The 19,736-nt window shown below is 34.9% G+C and carries 12 protein-coding genes and 1 pseudogene; 11 read left to right on the top strand and 2 right to left on the bottom strand.

Annotation, left to right across the window (positions count from 1 at the left end; translation table 11 throughout):
- Positions 1-80 precede the first annotated feature (80 nt).
- Complete coding sequence (locus CCY98_RS06420; protein ID WP_112057740.1) at positions 81-1,547, top strand: FAD-dependent oxidoreductase; 1,467 nt, start codon at positions 81-83, stop codon at positions 1,545-1,547.
- A gap of 93 nt (positions 1,548-1,640) precedes the next feature.
- Positions 1,641-2,477, top strand: a complete 837-nt coding sequence (locus CCY98_RS06415) for a CoA ester lyase (RefSeq protein WP_112057739.1) — start codon at positions 1,641-1,643, stop codon at positions 2,475-2,477.
- A 27-nt stretch (positions 2,478-2,504) separates the two neighbouring features.
- Here CCY98_RS06415 and CCY98_RS06410 read toward each other — a convergent pair whose 3' ends face one another.
- Together CCY98_RS06410 and CCY98_RS06405 are read right to left on the bottom strand one after the other, a co-directional pair.
- Complete coding sequence (locus CCY98_RS06410) at positions 2,505-4,295, bottom strand: sodium:proline symporter (protein ID WP_112057738.1); 1,791 nt, start codon at positions 4,293-4,295, stop codon at positions 2,505-2,507.
- Positions 4,296-4,308: 13 nt separating this feature from the next.
- Positions 4,309-7,779 (bottom strand): proline dehydrogenase family protein, encoded by a 3,471-nt coding sequence (locus tag CCY98_RS06405; RefSeq protein WP_112057768.1) that lies wholly within the window; start codon positions 7,777-7,779, stop codon positions 4,309-4,311.
- Between the two features lie 189 nt (positions 7,780-7,968).
- Between CCY98_RS06405 and CCY98_RS06400 the strand changes: the two genes are divergently transcribed.
- From CCY98_RS06400 to CCY98_RS06365, 9 genes and pseudogenes are all read left to right on the top strand, one after another.
- Positions 7,969-9,324, top strand: a complete 1,356-nt coding sequence (locus tag CCY98_RS06400; RefSeq protein ID WP_112057737.1) for an ArsB/NhaD family transporter — start codon at positions 7,969-7,971, stop codon at positions 9,322-9,324.
- Between the two features lie 263 nt (positions 9,325-9,587).
- Complete coding sequence (locus tag CCY98_RS06395) at positions 9,588-10,622, top strand: aldo/keto reductase (RefSeq protein WP_112057736.1); 1,035 nt, start codon at positions 9,588-9,590, stop codon at positions 10,620-10,622.
- A 354-nt stretch (positions 10,623-10,976) separates the two neighbouring features.
- Positions 10,977-11,963 (top strand): permease, encoded by a 987-nt coding sequence (locus CCY98_RS06390; RefSeq protein ID WP_112057735.1) that lies wholly within the window; start codon positions 10,977-10,979, stop codon positions 11,961-11,963.
- A 19-nt stretch (positions 11,964-11,982) separates the two neighbouring features.
- Positions 11,983-12,300, top strand: a complete 318-nt coding sequence (locus tag CCY98_RS06385) for a metalloregulator ArsR/SmtB family transcription factor (RefSeq protein ID WP_112057767.1) — start codon at positions 11,983-11,985, stop codon at positions 12,298-12,300.
- Entirely contained in the window at positions 12,300-12,722 is a 423-nt protein-coding gene (locus CCY98_RS06380; protein ID WP_034318335.1) for a low molecular weight phosphatase family protein, read from the top strand. Before CCY98_RS06385 ends, CCY98_RS06380 begins: the two co-directional genes overlap by 1 nt.
- A complete protein-coding gene (arsB, locus tag CCY98_RS06375; protein ID WP_112057734.1) occupies positions 12,716-13,732 on the top strand; it encodes an ACR3 family arsenite efflux transporter in 1,017 nt (338 codons plus the stop codon). Before CCY98_RS06380 ends, arsB begins: the two co-directional genes overlap by 7 nt.
- Positions 13,733-13,891: 159 nt before the next feature.
- Positions 13,892-14,536: pseudogene (gene guaA / locus CCY98_RS08530) on the top strand (glutamine-hydrolyzing GMP synthase); the annotation flags it as partial.
- Positions 14,537-14,971: 435 nt separating this feature from the next.
- Positions 14,972-16,513: a glutamine-hydrolyzing GMP synthase gene (guaA, locus tag CCY98_RS08745; RefSeq protein WP_343217650.1), complete on the top strand. Its 1,542-nt coding sequence runs from the start codon at positions 14,972-14,974 to the stop codon at positions 16,511-16,513.
- 109 nt (positions 16,514-16,622) lie between these two features.
- Entirely contained in the window at positions 16,623-19,691 is a 3,069-nt protein-coding gene (locus tag CCY98_RS06365) for a type ISP restriction/modification enzyme (protein ID WP_258439536.1), read from the top strand.
- The last annotated feature ends 45 nt before the right edge of the window (positions 19,692-19,736 follow it).

Genomic DNA, 19,736 nt, shown 5'->3' with positions numbered 1-19,736 from the left:
TTGCTTTTTTATTAGTAGGTTGTGGCTTCAAAGACGATCCATTTAACCCAAAAAGCGAGCAAATACAATAAAGGATTTTTATGCAATATGATGTGATTATTGTTGGCGCTGGGATTGCTGGACTATATGCAGCCTTAAATCTTCCCAAAAAACTTAAAGTGCTTATTCTCTGCAAAGATCAGCCTTGGGAGTGCAATACCTTTTATGCACAAGGTGGAATTGCCGTTGCCAAAAATCAAGCAGATATCCCCTTACATATCACAGACACTCTAAAAGCTGGAGCAGGAATGTGCAATGAAGATGCTGTTGCCACTCTTAGCAAAGAAAGCTTGGAAGTCTTAGAAGATTTAATTATACGCCAAACGCCTTTTGATAGAGATTCTAATGGGAATCTACTCTTTACTAAAGAAGCTGCTCATAGCACTTCAAGAATTATTCACGCTGGTGGAGACTGCACAGGTCGTGTGCTACATAGCCATTTAATTGCACAAATCACACATACTTTATGGAAAAATGCTAGTGTTACTGAATTGCTTATTGATGATGATCATTGCTGTGGTGTGAGTGTGCTAACCAAACGAGGAAACTATAATCTCTATGCTAATAATGTTATTTTAGCTAGTGGTGGAGTTGGCGCACTTTTTGAATACCATACAAATGCCTATACCATTTCAAGTGAATTGCATGGAATGATTTTGGAAAATGGTTTAAAACTTAAAGATATGGAAATGCTACAATTCCACCCCACAGTTTTTGTTCAAACAACACACGCAAGAAAAATGCTTTTAAGCGAAGCTTTGCGTGGAGAGGGTGCATTTGTAGTGGATTTTTGGGGCAAACGATTTTTATTTGACTATGATTCTAAAGGCGAACTTGCACCGCGCGATAAGGTTGCACGCTCTATTTTTGACTACAAACTCAAACTCAAAGAAAAATACCCTAACGCAAAACCAGAAGAATTAGAAGTTTATTTAGATTTTAGCGCCTTTGATAAAGACTTTTTTTATGAGCGTTTTCCAAATATTGCACGCAATCTTAATTCTGCAGGCTTTGATGTTCCAAAAAATAGAGTTCCCATTTCTCCTGCATTCCATTATTGTATGGGAGGAATCCAAACAGACAATGTGGGCAAAGTTCTAGGAATGCAAAATCTCTATGCAGTGGGAGAATGTGCCTGCACAGGTGTGCATGGAGCTAATCGCCTTGCTTCAAACTCTCTTTTAGAAGGACTGGTTTTTTCTCGCCGTGCCACTCAAGATATTTTGGCTAATAGCCTCTCTTTTAAGATTAGAGAATTCCCTTTGCATACACAAATTCTCCAAAAAGAACAAGATGAGAATCTAAAAGCCCTTTTACGCCATTTAATGTGGAATAAAGTCGGAATTATTCGCAAAAAAAGCGGCTTAAATGAAGCCTTGGGTGGAGTGGAGGTAATGTTACAAAGTGGAATTGGAAGATTACTAAAATTACGCCTTTTAACAGCGCAAAATATCATTCAATCCGCACTTAAACGCGAAGAATCAATTGGAGCGCATTATATTCAATAATTTTTTACTAAAAAAGTTCAAAGATTTTTGTATTTTTTGCTATAATCCCTGCCACATCTATCATAGATTACACACTTTTTTAAGGATACTCCAATGTCTAATTCAACTTACCCCAAGGCAAAAAGTCTTCTTTTTGTTTCTAGCATTAAACCTGAAAATTTTAAACCCGGTTTTGAAAGTGAAGCAGATGCCATTATTTTGGATATAGAAGATTCTGTTCCAAAAGATCGCAAAGATGAAGGTAGGACTAACATTTTAAATTTTTGCAAACAAAATAGTCAATACAAATTTTTTGTGCGTATCAATGATGCACAAAGCCCATTTTTTGAAGATGATATGAAGTTTTTAAAAGAACTTGGCTTAGAAAAACTCCATGGCGTTATGCTAGCCAAAACCGAGCAAAAAGAACATGTAGAAGCTGTTAATGTAGCACTTGAAAAGATTCCATTGCTTTTGCTTATTGAAAGCGCAATAGGAGTGCAAAACATCAATATCACCGCTTCACAGCCTAATGTCAAACAACTTGCTTTTGGGGCATTTGATATGATTTTAGATCTAGGATTAAGAGATGGTGATGGCAAGGACTTTATGCTCAATTATGTGCGCACACAAATAGCTCTATCAAGCAGAATCAACAATCTTTTAGCTCCAATCAACCGTGTTTTCCCTAATACTAGAGATGAATCAAGACTTAAAGCAAATATGGAATTGGCTTATTCTATGGGCTTTGGTGGATCATTAACTTTTTATCCAAATCAACTCTCAATTATCAATACAATTTTTGCTCAAGGTAATAACCAAATTGAATGGGCAAAAGAAGTCATACAACTATCAAAACTTCACAAAGGAGAACCATTTAGTTTTGAAGGTAATGTTATAGATCTTCCTATGATTAAAAAAGCACAAGGTATTTTGGAAAGAAAATACTAAAAGCCTAGAAGCTTAAAAGCTTCTAGCTTAAAGATTTTCTAGCATTTTTTGATAAGCAGCTTTAGTCCCAGGTCGCACATTGCTCACAAGACTAAAAACAATAATAGCAAAAGAAGCCACTAAAAACCCTGGAATAATTTCATAGATACCCGTATGGGCAAAAAATTGTTTCCATAGCACTACTACAGCTGCACCACTAATCATTCCAGCAATTGCACCAATTCTTGTCATTCTACTCCAAAAGAGAGAGAAAACCATCACCGAACCAAAAGATGCTCCAAATCCAGCCCAAGCGTATGCAACAATACTTAAAACGCTAGAATCTTTATCAGTAGAGATAACAAAGGCAATCAAAGCAACCACAAGCACCCCAATCTTACCTAGGCGCAACACCATAGCATTTGAAGCTTCTTGTTTGAAAATCTTTTTATAAAAATCCTCTGCAATTGTTGAGCTAGAAACAAGTAATTGCGAACTAGCTGTGCTCATAATAGCCGCCAAAATTGCACTCAACAAGATTCCTGCCATCCAAGGATTAAACAATAACTGAGACATTACAATAAAAATCCTCTCTGGATCTGCTAAAGTAAGGTTAAATTTATTAATATAAGCTACACCTAGCATACCAATAAAACAAGCTGCAACAAGACAAATTACCATCCAACCTATACCAATAAATGTTGCTTGCGGAATATCTCTAGTAGATCGGATCGACATAAAGCGCACGAGAATATGAGGCTGTCCAAAATAACCAAGCCCCCAAGCAAGAGCAGAAATAATACCCACCAATGATACGCCACTAAACCATTGCAATCTCTCTTTTGCTACAAAAGATATTTTTGAAAATACCAAAAGCAATGAATTTAAAGTTTCACCATCATTTGTTTCTACTGCCAATTCAAGCCTTTTAGCAAAATCTCTTGAAGTAACTAAAGAATTTAGATCTTGATTAAACAGTATTAAAATCTGTGCATCATTTCTAAGATTTTTATCAAGATTAGTAGCACTAATATTACGATCTTGAGTATTTTTGAGTGCTGCAATTAGTGATTGTATCTTTTCTTGAGATTCTGCAGTTTCAAGATTGCTTAGTATATCTGGGATTTGCGCTTGAATTTCGACAATCTTTTTACTTGAATCATCAGAAAGGCTAATGTATTTCTTTGCCTCACTCAAACCTCCAATGTGTGAAAGCATTACAACTGGCAAAGCAACAAGTGCTAAAAGCATTAATAAACCCTGAATCATATCTGTCCAACACACTGCCTTATAACCTCCAAAAAAGGTATAAGCCACAATAATTAAAGTTCCTGTAGAAAGCGCATAAGAATATTTAATCCCAAAAACTTCTTCAAAGAGTTTTGCCCCACTTACAAGTCCTGATGAAACATAAAAAGTAAAGAAAATAAGAATCACTACCGCACAAACTACGCGTAAGATATGTTTATCATCACTAAAGCGTGTTTCAAAATAATCCGGAATAGTTAATGAATCGGCTACAACACTTGTGTAAATGCGAAGTCTTTTGGCTACAAAAATCCAATTCAAACTAGCTCCTATAGTCAAACCAATGGCAATGTAACTATCAATAAATCCACTTACATACAAAGCCCCAGGTAAGCCCATAAGCAACCATCCACTCATATCCGAAGCTCCAGCGCTTAGAGCTGAAACCACAGGACCCATTGAACGACCACCCAAAAAATAATCTTCGCTACTTTTGTTTTGTCGATAAAAATAAAAACCTATAAACAACATTAAAGCTGCATAAGCAACAAACATAACTGCAATAGGCGTATTAATATTTGCAACTTCCATTTATTTTCTCCTTTTATTGTTTTAAAGCACGAATTCCTAAATTTCCATAGCGGTGATAAGATATACTTAAAGACTTTTCATTATGATAGAATAGGAATTCAAATCGACCATTTAAGAGTGGTTTTTCTCTAATAACTATCTTGGCTAAACTTGAAGCTTCTTTGTAGATTTCATCATTAACATTTGGTGCTAAATGATAGCGGATTCTCTCATAATCTGAAATTTTACTTACAAAATCCTCTTTTACTTCTTTTAAAAACTTAACTTTAAAACCAAGTTTTTGACATAATTCTTTTGCGCTTTCCATATGAGAATTTTCATCAAAACTCACCAAAAGTTCTATTTCTGCTATATTTGCCGCCAAGACAACCCCTAAAATATCTCTTAAGCTATCTTCTTTGCAAACCCTATAAGCTAGATTCTTAATCTTAGTATAAGAGAATAGATTATCCTCGCCCCTAATACCCACATAATCTTTTGCTACAGAAAATTCGTTTTTATAATGATAGGCATAAGATTGTGCCATTTTATCAAGCTCATTAAAGCCCAAGCTCTTAAGAGTTTTTGAAAAATTATTTTCAAGCAAATTGCTATCTGCTTCTTCTTGGGTGATTTCTAAAAATTGCGTGATGTAGTTATAAATTCCTACTTTTCTACCAAATCCTATAGCTGATTTTTTAACTCCACCAAAAGGCTGACGAAGCACTATAGCACCAGTAGTTGGCTTATTGATATAAATATTTCCTGCTTCTATATGCGTATGGAAATATTCCCATTCTCTCTCATCAAGACTTTCAAAACCAGCTGTCAAGCCATACCCAGTAGAATTAACTATTTCAATGGCTTCCTTGAGATCTTTTGCCCTCATAACACTAAGAATTGGCGCAAAAAGCTCTGTCATATGTGTAAAATCACCTTTCTTAGTGCCATATTTTATGCCCGGACTCATTAAATGCTTATTATCATCTATAAATTTTGGTTTTAACGCCCATTCTTCATAAGGCTTCAATTCATCCAAGGCTCTTTGGACCTTTGGATCAATTTCATCACAAAGTGCCGCAATTTTATTTTTAAATTCAAAAGGTGAGCCAACTAGCATAGATGAAGCTGCATCTACAAGGGTTTTTTTGAATTCCGCATCTTCATAAACCTCATCCTCAAGAACAAGCAAAGAAGTAGCTGAACATTTTTGTCCTGAATTTGAAAAAGCAGAATGAATAATATTTTTAATCGCACTATCTCTATCAGCAAATTTTGAGACAATAGTCGCATTTTTACCACCAGTTTCCGCACTTAAAAGCAAGGTTGGATTAGCTTCTAGCATCTTATAGGCAGTCTCTTCTCCTCCTGTTAGAATAGCAAATTTTACAGCTTCATTTGTGAGTAAATATTTTGAAACATCACTTCCCTTTGAAGGCAAGAAAATAAGAGCATCTTTTGGAACTCCAGCTTCCCATAAACACTCACATATCATATACCCTGTAAGTGTTGATAAAGATGAAGGTTTATAAATCACTGCATTACCTGCTGCTAAAGGGGCTACTATCGTGCCCACTGAGATTCCAACAGGAAAATTCCAAGGAGCAATTGTTACCCCAACGCCTTTAGGGGCAAATTTTGTTTTTGGATTTTGCTTGATTAATGCAGCCAAAGAATGAGGATAGAATTCAGTAAAGTCAATAGCTTCACTCACTTCAGGATCAATCTCTAAAAAAGTCTTTCCTACTTCTAGGGCTGCAATTCCTATTAAATCCCCTCTTTTTTCTCTCATAATCTTAGCTGCCTTAGCTAAAATTTGATGAATCTCATCAAAACTTTTTTCTTTAAATTTAGAATTTTTAGCAACTTCTAAAGCTTGTTTAATTTCTTTTTCACCGGCTAAATGCACTTTTGCAATTAAACGATTTTTAATCTTATCTTTTACTTCTATGTGCTTTAAATCTGCCTTTTTAATTACTTCAGAAATCACAGGATAGACTTCATAAGCTTCTAAATTTTCATATTTTTCTTTGATTTTTTCCGCCCACTCTCTATTTTGAGGCAAAATAAAATCCGTGTCGCTTTCATTTTTGAAAACTTTAGTTTCATAAGCACTCTTAATAATTTGTTCTTTGTTTCTATCTTGTATTCTGTGTGTGCTATTATCTAAGTTTTTGATACCTTCAAGGCTTTTTAGAAACAACTCTTTTTGTGTTTGCCAATTTGCATCACCCACTTTTAAATTGAAGAAATATCGCATAAAATTATCTTCGCTTGTATTTTCATCAAGTCTTCGAACAAGATAGGCTATGGCGTTATTAAAATGCGCTTCATCGCACACTGGTGCATACAAAATAAGATTATGAAGTTTAGAAATCTCATACGAACATTGCAAACTCATACCCTCAAGCATTTCAAAGGTGAAGCTATCAAATGCATTTGCTTTTTTGATTCTTGTATAAGCATAAGCTATTTCAAAGATATTATGGCTTGCTATACCAATGTTGATATATTTATAATTTTCATCTTGCAGGATAAAATCAAGCATTTTATTATAATTGCTATCTGTGTCAATCTTTTTATAGAAAGTAGGAAGCTCCCATCCTCTTTGACTAGCAATTGTCTCCTCACTTTCCATATTTGCGCCTTTTACAAAGCGAATCTTAATGGGTTTTTTACCCTCTTGCACTCTTTGTTTTGAAAAAGCAAAGAGTTTTTTGAGATATTCATAAGAATCGGGTATATAAGCTTGTAAAACAATACCTGCTTTAATATTAAATTTAGAAAGACTTTCCATAAATGCAGCAACTGTTAGCTCAAGATCTCTAAATTCCTCCATATCAAGGTTAATAAATTTTTCTACACCTTGTCTTTTTTCTTCAGCTTCAGCTAGAGCATAGAGATGATCTAATCTTTTTACCACTTCATCTTTAGAATATTTAAAATCTATAATATTAATCTGTGAAAAAATGGTAGTTATCTTAATAGAAATATATGTAATATAACTTGATTGCAAGGCTTCTTCATATTTTCGGATTCTATATTGTGATTCTGCTTCGCCTAAGACCTCCTCACCAATTAGATTCACATTTAATGTAATGTGATCATTTTGTTTTCTTTTTTCTATATGAGGTTTTAAAAAGCCTTTATCTGCATCTAGCACCATAGCACTTGTATCTTTTCTTAAATGAGAAACAAAAAAGGGCACCGAAATATTTGGTGCAAATCGACCCAAATTAATAAAACTATAAAGCAAAAACTTCTCAAAAGGTGAGAAAAAGTCTGCTATACCAAATTTATTCAAAGTATGCTCTATTAATTCAAAGGAAGCTCTTTTATCTTTACATCTAAAAGATCTATCAAGAAGCTCTATAAGCATAACTTTATTTTTAGGATTGTTGAGCAATTTTTGCATTTTGCTGTGAAATTCTCGCTCACTTTGAGAAATATTTCTCTCAATTTTACCCTGTAATTCCTCAGCAAATTTAAGAGATTCATCTATCACCTGTTCCATTTATCACTCCTTAACATTAATTGAAATATATTCACCTCGATTTTACAAAAAATAGCAAGAACACTAATAAAGTTCTATAAAAGTTATCTTATTTTTAACCAATATGTATGTTTTAGTAACATCAATATTTTAAGTATGTTATAATTTAAGATTAATTTCAACATCAATTTAAGTGAGATTATGGGTTATATTATTTTTGTAGCAACAATATTTTGCATTTATATGCGTCCCTTTAAGTTGCCTATATGGGTTTTTAGCACACTTGGCGCAATGTGTGTTTATAGCTTAAATGTAGTTAGTCTTGATAATATAGCACTTGTTTGGGAAATCACCAAACCCAGCACTTTAGCACTCATTGGACTTATTCTTTTTAGTCTTGCTTTTGAAAAGCTTGGATTCTTTTCTCATCTTGCTTCATATATCATTCCTAATACACATTGCATTCAAACTTGGAAATTTTTTGTATTGCTTATCATTTTAGGCAGTATAGTGAGTATGGTTTTTGCCAATGATGGAGCAATTTTAGTGCTAACTCCACTTGTATTAGCACTTTTCAACAAAATAGACTTTAGCAAACAAAAACATATCACCCCAAAAATAAAATTTTTTGCTTCTTTCTCGCCTCTTGTGGTTTTCTTGCTTCTTATTAGCTTTATTAGCGATTTTGCTTCTAATGTCTTTATTATTTCTAATCTTACTAATATTATCACAGCAGAAATGTTTAAAATCAGCTTTTTGCACTTTGCTATGATGATGGCACTACCTCAAATTTTTGGAATATTTGTCTTTATCATCATTGCTTGGATTTGTTTTAGACAATTCTTGCCACACACTCTCCATTTTAAACCAGACACTCCGCTTAGTGATAATGTCAATTCCAATCCAAATTCAAACCACAAGCCCTCCAAAATAACTCTTGCTTTATGCTATATCTTAATCATTATTTTGTTTATAGGCATCACTCTTGGGCAACACTATGGCATAGAACTCTATATCTTTTTATTTGGCATTAGCCTTATTGCACTCATCTATGCAAAAGCTTTAGATTTAATTCAAGTTAAAACTTTATTAAAAGAAACTCCTTTTTCTGTGGTGATTTTTAGTTTTGGACTTTTCGTTGTTGTCTTTGGCGTGAAAAATGCAGGTTTTTTAGATACTATGCAAATTATTTTTGATTCTATAGACTTAGCACCACTTTTAATGCAAATCTTTAGTGTTGGAATCTTCTCAAGCCTTGGTTCTAGCATTATAAATAATCTTCCTATGGTGCTCTTAGGTAATCTCACACTTCAATCTTTTGAACTTAATTCACTACACACTCAAACCCTTGCATTTGCGCACTTACTAGGCTGCAATATAGGCTCCAAACTCACACCCTTAGGATCACTTGCTACCCTACTCTTTTTGCTTAAACTTAAAATCTACAATATCAAAATTTCACTCCTACAATACATAATTTTTGCTTTTATTCTTGTTTTTTTCGTTCTTCTAGTTTCTCTTTTTGGACTATGGATTAGTGCAATAATTTTTTATTAATTCCCTTTAAATCAACACTAAATCCTTACAAACCTTTAATTTAAATAAAATTTAATGTAAAATCACATTCTTGTTTCAAATTATCACAAAAACCAATAATGAATACATACAACACTCTAGCTTGGTTAAATTTCTTTATTGGAGTTTTTCTTGGGTTGTTTTTAGACATCTTGCACAAGTGCATTTTTGAATCTAGGGTTTGCTGAAATGTATCGCGTGGTGTGTATAATGCCAAGTTTAATTATTTGTTATAGGAGATATGTATGAAATACAGATATTTAGGCAATAGTGGGCAAGTTATCCCAAATATGATGCTAGGAACTGCGACATTTGGAGGCAGCACAGAGCTTTTCAAAAAATGGGGTAGCACTCAAGTAGATGAGGCTAAGGCTTTGATTAAAGTGTGTATGGATTTAGGGTTTAATGCCTTTGATACCGCGGATTGTTATTCCCTTGGAGATTCTGAAATTATTTTGGGACAAGCCCTTAAGGATTACAAAAGATCTGAAGTTTTTATCTCTACAAAAACAGGTATGTGGATGAGCGATAATCCAAATGACATCGGCACTTCAAGATCAAAGATTTTACAAAGTGTTGAAGCGAGTTTGCAGAGATTACAAACTGATTATATTGATTTGTATCATTTACATTGCTATGATGCAAGAACTCCACATATAGAAGCCTTGCAAACACTTAATGACTTAGTCAAAACAGGCAAAATACGCTATTTTGGGGTGAGCAATTATTCAGGTTGGCATTTGATGAAAATGCTAAGTGTTGCAGATGCCTATAATCTCCAAAGACCCGTGGTGCATCAAGCGTATTATTCACTTGGTGCGAGAGAATTTGAAAATGAGTTAATGCCACTTGGCATAGAAGAAAAAATAGGCACACTTGTTTGGAGTCCTTTGAGTGGATCTCTGCTATCAGGCAAAATCACAAGAAGTAAGCAAAACATCGATGATTCTAGATTAGGAAGAGGCGGTGCTTGGGATATGGATAGAGAGCATTTATTAAATATTGTAGATGAGTTAGAATCTATTAGCAAAGAAACTAGTTATTCAATAGCACAAATTGCACTTGCTTGGGTATTATCAAGACCGACAATTAGCTCCCTTGTGATAGGTGCTACAAAAGTTGAGCAATTAAAAGAAAATTTGCAAGCTAGCGAGTTACAACTTGATGCAGAACATATCAAAAGATTAGATAAGGCTAGTCAAACAAAATTGGCATATCCATATTGGCATCAGAGATTTACGGTAGATAACAGAGATCCTTATCCTGTGAATCTGTATTAAAATTATTAACAACAAAGCCCCAACAAGCACAAAATTTTGCTTGGTAATGGGCTAACACAAGAACCAAAAATGCGTGATATTTTCATCACAAGATTTATCCCATTAAGCTTTAATGTATTGAGTCTTGTTTTGTAGGATTTTTCTTCACTTCTTTATGAAAAATTACGCTCATTATATCCGTGATATTTTGTGATATTTTGATATTTGTGAAATGTATGTAGATTTTTTTGTAGCCGTATTGTGCAATTCTTATATCGCTGAATATTTAAGCTTAGATTATATTTCTAATATATTGATATATTTTGATATATTTTGATATAATAATATTTTGATTTTTAAATAAAGGATTGATTTATGTCAGTAAGTTTTTTAGAAAGTATAAAACTTTTTTGTTTGTATTTTGTCGAATTGTCTGTTCTTTTTGTTGCGGCGCAAATGCTTATAGCTCTAATCCAGCAAAAATATCAGAATCTATTCAAAAATCATTTGCAAAAAGATTCGTATTCTAGCTATATCAAATCTATCTTGCTTGGTGCTCTTACACCTTTTTGCTCTTGTTCTACTATACCTTTGCTTCGTGCATTGCTTAAGGCAAATGTAGCTTTTGGTGTTTGTATTGCTTATCTTTTTACTTCGCCTCTTATTAATCCTATCATTGTTGTAATGTTATTTTTAGCTTTTGGATTTAAAATCACTCTAATCTATGTTATTGTCCTTTGTGTTGCAATTTTTATTATTTCAATTTTGCTACAAACCCTAGATACAACAACATTGTTAAAACAAGATTTTAGGCAAGATTCTATACACACAAAGCCTTCAATTTTTACTTCTAATAAGCCTACCAAGCTTACTTCATTTAGCACCATAAAGCTACAAGCAGGGAGTTGTTGTAACAATGAAACTTCAAGCCAAAATTGCTGTGAAAACACAAAGAATATATCTATCAAAAACCTCTTTTATCAAAGCCTAAAAGATTATAAGAAACTCATTCCATATATTGCCATAGGTATGGGCATAGGAGCTTGTATTCATGGATTTGTGCCACAAGAATTTATCCAAAATCACTTAAGTAATTTTGGCTTTTTGGGTGTGGTTTTTGCGGCATTTATTGGAGTCTTGCTATATATTAGAGTGGAAGCTACTATTCCCATTGGTTTGGCTTTGCTTGGAGTGGGTGTGCATGAAGGCATAATCTTTAGTTTTTTGATAGCTGGTGCTGGATGCTCTTTGCCTGAACTTATTCTTTTACAAAGTATATTTACAATGAGATTCCTAGCAATTTTTGTTAGTTTAATTCTTTTTATTGCCATAGGTTTTGGTGGCATTATGTATCTTATATAAAGGTGATAAGATGGACAAAATGAATGCTTTTCTTAATCTCATAGGTGCTCTTAATGATGAAACTCGTGTAATAATTTTGGCATTTTTACAAAATCATGGTGAGCTTTGCGTCTGTGATTTACAAAACGCACTTGACTTAAAGCAATCTCGCCTTTCAAGACACTTAAAGATTCTAAAAGATTGTGGATTTTTATATGTCAAACGCAAAGGCACTTGGGCATATTATGGCATTAATGAGAATCTTTCTATATTTCACATAGAATGCCTAAAGGCTATACAAGAACTTCAATTATCATTACCGCCATTGCAAAAAATTACTTGCAATAAGGAAATATAATGAAAATTGCATTTATTTGTGTGCATAATAGTTGTCGCTCTCAAATGGCGGAGGCTTTAGCCAAGTACAAAGCAAAGAAACTAGGATTAGATCTAGAGATTTTTTCTGCGGGAAGTGATACTTCAAAAGGAGTAAATCCTCAGGCCATAAGACTAATTCATGAACTTTATCAAATTGATATGAAAGATCATTATGCAAAGCTTATTGAAGCCTTGCCAAAAGATATAAATATTGCTGTAAGCATGGGGTGCAATGTCGCTTGTCCAAGCCTTAAGGCAGAATATTTTTTTGATTTTGCCCTAATGGATCCAAGTGGAAGCGATGATGAGACTTTTAAACAAATTATAAAAACACTAGATTCTAAGCTTGATGCACTTCTACACGCTATCAAGACAAATTCACTCAAAGGTTTTGTATGTTAGGTATAGTAGATAGATTTCTTAGTCTTTGGATTTTTCTGGCAATGGCTGCGGGCTTATTACTTGGCTATCTTGTTCCAAATATCAATAATTTTTGGGCGATTTTTGAATACAACTCACTAAATATGCTTTTGGTTGCTTGTCTTATCATAATGATGTATCCCCCTCTTGCAAAGGTAGAATATGCCAAAATGTTACAAGTCTTTGATGATAAGAAGATTCTAGCTTTTTCACTTTTTTTAAATTGGATTGTTGGTCCTACTTTGATGTTTATTTTGGCTTATATCTTTTTGAGAGATTATCCAGAATATATGCAAGGTGTGATTATTATCGGGCTTGCTAGATGTGTAGCAATGGTTGTGGTATGGAGCGATCTAGCAAAGGCAAATAGAGAATATACAAGTGCGCTTGTGGCTTTTAATAGTGTGTTTCAAATCCTATTTTTTGGAATCTTGGCATATTTTTATCTTGACTTTTTACCCTCAATACTTGGCATAAAAATGGAAAATTCTAGTATAGATATTAGCATTAGCGCGATTAGCAAGAATGTCTTTATTTATCTTGGTATCCCTTTTATGTTAGGATTTTTAAGCCGTTTTGTTTTGCTAAAGACAAAGGGAGCTTCTTGGTATGAAACAAAATTCCTTCCATTCATTAGTCCGCTAACGCTTATTACCCTACTTTTTACAATTTTAATGATGTGCTCTTATAAATCTGATGCTATCTTTACTTTGCCATTAGATACATTAAAAATTGCCTTGCCTTTGATTTTGTATTTTGTATGTATGTTTTTCTTTTCTTGGTTTATTTCACGCAAAAACAAAATCAACTATGAAAAGACTTGTTCTATCTCTTTTAGCGCAAGTGGTAATAATTTTGAGCTTGCAATTGCGATTTGTATCGCAAGCTTTGGGATTGCATCTCCACAAAGCTTTGGGGCGATTATCGGACCACTTGTAGAAGTGCCCGTATTAGTTTTGCTTGTCAAGTGGGCTTTGAGGAATAGATATTAGACTATTTTAAGAGAGTGTGTGAGTGTTGTCTATCACACACTCCTTTAAGTAAAAATACAATATAATACCCCACATCAAAACCTAACAAGGTGCTCGAGGAAGAAGCCCTAGAAAAATATCTCAAAAACACCATATATTTAGACTAAGTAAGGAAAGAAAATGAATAATGTTGAAATGTTAGTGCTTGACTTTGGGAGTCAATACACACAGCTTATCGCTAGGAGACTTCGGGAGTTTGGCGTTTATACCGAGATTGTGCCTTATTTTGAAAGTATAGATTCTATCAAGGCTAAGAATCCTAAGGGCATTATTTTAAGCGGTGGTCCTGCTAGTGTGTATGAAGAGGGGGCATATAAGCCTGATAACAAAGTCTTTGAGCTTGGCATTCCTGTGCTTGGGATTTGTTATGGTATGCAATATATCGCGTATCATTTTGGCGGTGCGGTGGTGCGAGCCAAAGAGCAGGAGTTTGGCAAGGCACAATTAGAGATTTTAGCTACTGATACAGCACTTTTTGCAAATGTCAAAAATAATTCTGTTGTGTGGATGAGTCACGCTGATAAGGTAGAAAAAATCCCGCAAGGCTTTAGTGAATTAGCCAAAAGTGGCAATACGCATTATTGTGCCATAGCAGACACAAAGCGTCAAATCTATGCTTTGCAGTTTCACCCTGAAGTCGTGCATAGCGAGTGTGGTGGGGAGATTCTCAAAAATTTCGCGGTGAGTATTTGCAGAGCAGATACAAGCTGGAATATGAAAAATTTTATCACCTATGAGATAGATAAGATTCGTAAAATCACAGGGATACTATCCCAAACACCCACATTCCAACGCACCGAGGATCGCGCGCAACAAGAGCAAATTTTTGCCCTATGGCAAGAGAGCTTCACAAAAGCACACGGATTTATGGGAGCAAAATTATTAGAGCATATTGCCACGACGCTAAAACAACGCATTCATAATTCAGAGCATTTTTTTGCCAGAAAAGATGATGTAGGAAATGTAAGTGCCTTTGGCTTTTGCGTGTATGTAGAGGATACAAGTGGCTATCGGTGCAATTTTGAGTGTTATATCATCGATAGAAATCTAACACAAAAAGAAGTAACGCAATCTTTTTTGGATACGCTTATGCAATTTCAAAATACACAGAGCTTCCACACACAATGGGATACACACGACAAAAAAGGGCTAAAGGTTTTTAGCGAACTTGGTTTTGAAAAAGGTGCGGTATGTGGTGATATGGTGGAGTTAGGTTTGGATTGTGTAGCGACGAATACAGCGCCACTACAACGATGTGGTTGGATTTATCAAGGGTATAATGCCTCTGATAAAGCCACACAAAAGCTTTATCAAGATTATCACGATTTTGAGTGGGGCATTCCACAGCATGATGACAAGCGACTTTTTGAGCAACTTGTGCTAGAGGGTATGCAAGCAGGGCTTTCGTGGATCACGATACTTAAAAAACGCGAGGCTTTTAGGGCAGCCTTTGATGCCTTTGATCCTCATATTGTAGCCACTTATGATGAGGCAAAGATACAAGAACTTATGGAAAATCCAGGTATTATCCGCAATCGTGCTAAGATAGAATCTGCTATCAACAATGCCAAAAGATTCTTAGAGATTGAGCGTGAGTTTGGGAGCTTTGCGAAGTTTCTTTGGGATTATGTAGATAATACACCAATTATCAATCATTTTGAGAGTTTGGAGGAGATTCCCACACATACACCACTTTCTGACACAATCGCAAATGATCTCAAAAAGCGAGGCTTTAGCTTTGTAGGAAGCACAGGGATTTATGCCTTTATGCAGTCTGTGGGGCTTGTGTGCGATCATTTGACAAGCTGTGCATTTGGGCACACAGATAAAGCCAAACCTCACAAGGTGCTTTGTGCCGTGAGTGGTGGAGTGGATTCTAGTGTCGTAGCCACATTGCTTTATCGTGCTATTGGGGAAAATCTTATCCCTATTTTTGTGGATACGGGGCTTTTACGCAAAGGCGAGAGAGAAGCCGTGGAGAAAATGTTTAGGGAAAACTTGCGTGTGCCACTTATCACCATTGATGCAAGTGAAGAGTTTTTGGGATTGCTTAAAGGTGTGCGAGATCCTGAGAGTAAGCGTAAAATCATCGGTGAGACTTTTATCAAGGTGTTTGAGCGTGAGGCTAGAGCGCACAATGCCAATGGCGAGATAAAATTCCTCGCACAAGGCACGCTGTATCCTGATGTGATTGAATCTGTGAGCGTGAAAGGACCAAGCAAAACGATAAAATCTCATCATAATGTCGGCGGGTTGCCTGAATGGATGAAATTTGAGCTAATCGAGCCTTTAAGAGAGCTTTTTAAAGATGAGGTGAGGGCTTTGGGGCGAGAGCTTGGTATGCCAGAATCTATGCTTATGCGTCACCCATTCCCAGGACCAGGACTTGCAATCCGCATTATGGGAGAAGTCAATCAAGCGGATTTGGATCTTTTGAAAGAAGCGGATTGCATTTTTATAGAAGAGTTGCATAAGTGGAATCTATATGATAGCGTATGGCAAGCGTTTTGCGTGCTTTTGAATGTCAAAAGCGTGGGGGTAATGGGCGATAACCGCACTTATGATAATACAATTTGTGTGCGTGCGGTAGAAGCGCTTGATGGAATGACAGCAACTTTTTCGCATTTGCCTCACGAATTTTTAGAATCTGTGTCTAATCGTATCATTAATGAAGTAGAGGGCATAAACCGCGTCGTATATGACATTACTTCTAAACCCCCGGGAACGATTGAGTGGGAGTGATAGCCTAAAAGTCAAAAGCATAAAATGATTGAGGGATTTTAAAGACTTTAAAATACAATATTGCTATGCGGTGATAGTGGGGCTTAGAAATATAAATCAAGGAAAGAGTATGCAAGAAATTTTGGCGGAATATCTACAGCAAATAAAAGATATAAATCAGGGAGACAAAGAACACACTTATCGCACATTTTTGCATACGCTTTTGATAAAGATTCAAGAAAAAGCAGCATCTACAAATATAAAAATCATCCACGAGCCAAACAATGACAAAGAAGGCAGAGGTGCGCCAGATTTTCTCATCACAAAAGATTCTCTCATACTTGGATATATTGAAAATAAACGCATCAATGAAGATCTCAATAAGATTCTCCAAACACAACAAATCAAAAAATATCTAGACCTCTCTTCAAATCTCATACTCACAGATTATCTGCGGTTTTGTCTCATAGGGCTTGATAATAAAAATAACCCCATCATTCTAAAAGAGCTTAGACTTTGTGAATACTCACAGCTAAAAACTATCACCAAAGATAATGCGTATTTGCAAGATAAAGCACAAGAACTCTTAGAGTTTTTCACTCTCTTTTTCTCCAAAAATCCAAAACCCATAGCAAATGCCAAGGACTTCGCCGATGCCCTAGCCCTAAGGACAAAAATCTTAAAAGATGAATTGCGCTCAAATGATACAAATCAATACTTACTAAGCCTTTTTAATACCTTTAGAGAAGTTTTATACAAAGAGTTAGAATATCAAAACTTTTGTGATAGCTTTGCTCAAACGCTTACTTATAGCCTCTTTCTCTCACGCCTAAACAATACCACACAAGAAAATATCAATCTAAGCAATGCCAAAAAATTTATCCCAAAATCTTTCCCACTTATTAGAGCAATGAGCGGATTTTTGGACAACCTAGAGGAGCTAGATTCTATCAAATGGCTTATAGAAGAAATCATCTCTATCATCAATCACATAGATATAAGCGAAATGATAAAAGAGCTTAATAAAATCTCACAAAAAGATTTATTAGGAGATTCTCTGCATAAAGACCCTTATTTGCATTTTTATGAGACTTTTCTAGCGAGTTATGACCCTAAGCTTAGAGAGATTAGGGGCGTGTATTATACCCCCGCTTCAGTGGTAAGCTTTATCATCAATGCCATAGATTTGACACTACAAAAAGATTTTAGTAAAACAGGATTAAATCAAGCAATGAGTGATAAAACTATCACACTCCTAGACTTTGCCACAGGCACAGGGACATTCTTGCTGGAATCCTTTAGAAAAGCCCTAAAAGAGAGCAATAAAAACAGCCCAAAATATAATCCAAAAGCCTTGATTGATAGATTCTATGGATTTGAGTTTTTAATCGCTCCTTATACTATCGCACATCTAAAAATCTCCCAAAGCCTAAAAGAAGAGTTTGACACAGAGCTAGAGGATAGTGAAAGCCTAAACATCACCCTTACAAACACGCTTTATTTTAGTAAAGAAAAAGATGAGCTAGACAAGCAAAGCAATCTCTTTGCAGGTATGATAGAGCTTACAGAGGAATTCAAAAAAGCCCAAAAGCTAAAAGAGCAAGAAATCCTAATCATCACAGGCAATCCACCCTATAGCGGCGCCAGTAGTAATAAAGGGCTTTATGAAGATGAGATTAGAATTAGCTACGGATTAGAGCCAAAACTAGCTAGTCTTACAAAAGCAGAGCAAGAAGCCTTGCAACGCTATTTTACAAACAAAAGCAAGGACAATGCAAAAACCTTTAAAAGCATACTTGAGCGACACAAACTCCAAAATGAGAAAAATCCCAAATGGCTACTTGATGATTATGTGAAATTTATCCGCTTTGCAGAATCTAAAATTCAACATCAAGGCAGCGGAATCTTTGCTTTTATCTCTAATAATAGTTTTTTAGATAATCCCACTTTTAGGGGTATGAGATACCATTTATTGCAAAGCTTTGATAAGATTTATATCCTTGATTTGCACGGCAATACGCGTAAGAAAGAAACCACACCAAGTGGTGATAAAGATGATAATGTTTTTGACATTATGCAAGGCGTTTCTATCAATATTTTTGTAAAAACAACACAAGATTCTAAAGATTTAGCCAAACTCTACCACGCTGAAATTTATGGTAAGAGAAAAGAAAAATATAATTTTCTCTATGAGCATACCCTAGATTCTATAGAGTGGAAAGAGCTAACACCACAAGAGCCTTTTTATCTCTTTATCCCCCAAGATGAGAATTTACGCATAGAATATGACAAGGGCTATAGTATAAAAGATATGTTTAAAATCTCAAGTGTGGGGGTTGTTGGTGGTAGAGATAAATTTGTAATGTCAGATTCTGATAGTTTTGAATCTTTGGAAAATTTCAAAGAAAGAATTAAAAAGTTTTTATCATTAGATATAGAGAATGCAAGAAAAGAGTTTAATTTAGGACAAGATTCTAGGGATTGGAAAGTAGAATATGCACAAAAAGAATTACAAGCAACTGGGAATAACCTGCAAAATTATGTAAAAATTCATTATCGCCCATTTGATATACGCTGGACTTATTACACAGGAAAATCAAAAGGTTTTCATTGTATGCCTAGAGGAGAGGTTATGCAACACTTTTTAAAAGGCGAGAATCTAGCCATAACACCCATTAGACAATTAAAAGATTCACAACAAGAGTGGAATCATTGCTTTTGTATAAACAATATTGCAGACCAAGCTATTGCTTCTGGAAGCAATGGAGCAAACACCATAATGCCTCTTTATATTAAAAACACAGAATCTGCAGACTTAGATTCCATAAAATGGATAGAAAACTTCACGCCAAGCTTTAGGGAGTTTATAGATTCTAAATACAAAGAGCATTTTAGCCCCGAAACGATACTAGGCTATCTCTATGCCCTGCTTTTTCATAAAGACTATAGAGAAAAATACATCGACTTTTTGAAAGTGGATTTTCCAAAAATCCCCTTTGTAGAATCTAAAGAGCTATTTTTACAGCTTAGTGCTTTGGGAAATAGTCTAATCACACTACATTTACTAAAAGAGCAGGATTTACCACCTATTGGAGAGCCACTTTATAAAGATACTGCAAACAAGGATTTAAAAATCTCTGCAATCACTTATGCTAAAGAGACAAAAGAGCTTTTTATAAACAAAAAGCCTATATTTTGACAAAGTGGATTCTAGTGTATGGGAGTATAAAATCGGAGGGTATCA

Source organism: Helicobacter sp. 11-8110, assembly GCF_003288905.1.
GTDB classification, from domain to species: Bacteria; Campylobacterota; Campylobacteria; order Campylobacterales; family Helicobacteraceae; genus Helicobacter_D; species Helicobacter_D colisuis.
The sequence above is the reverse complement of the archived record's forward strand: the minus strand, read 5'-3'. Positions and strand labels throughout refer to the sequence as shown.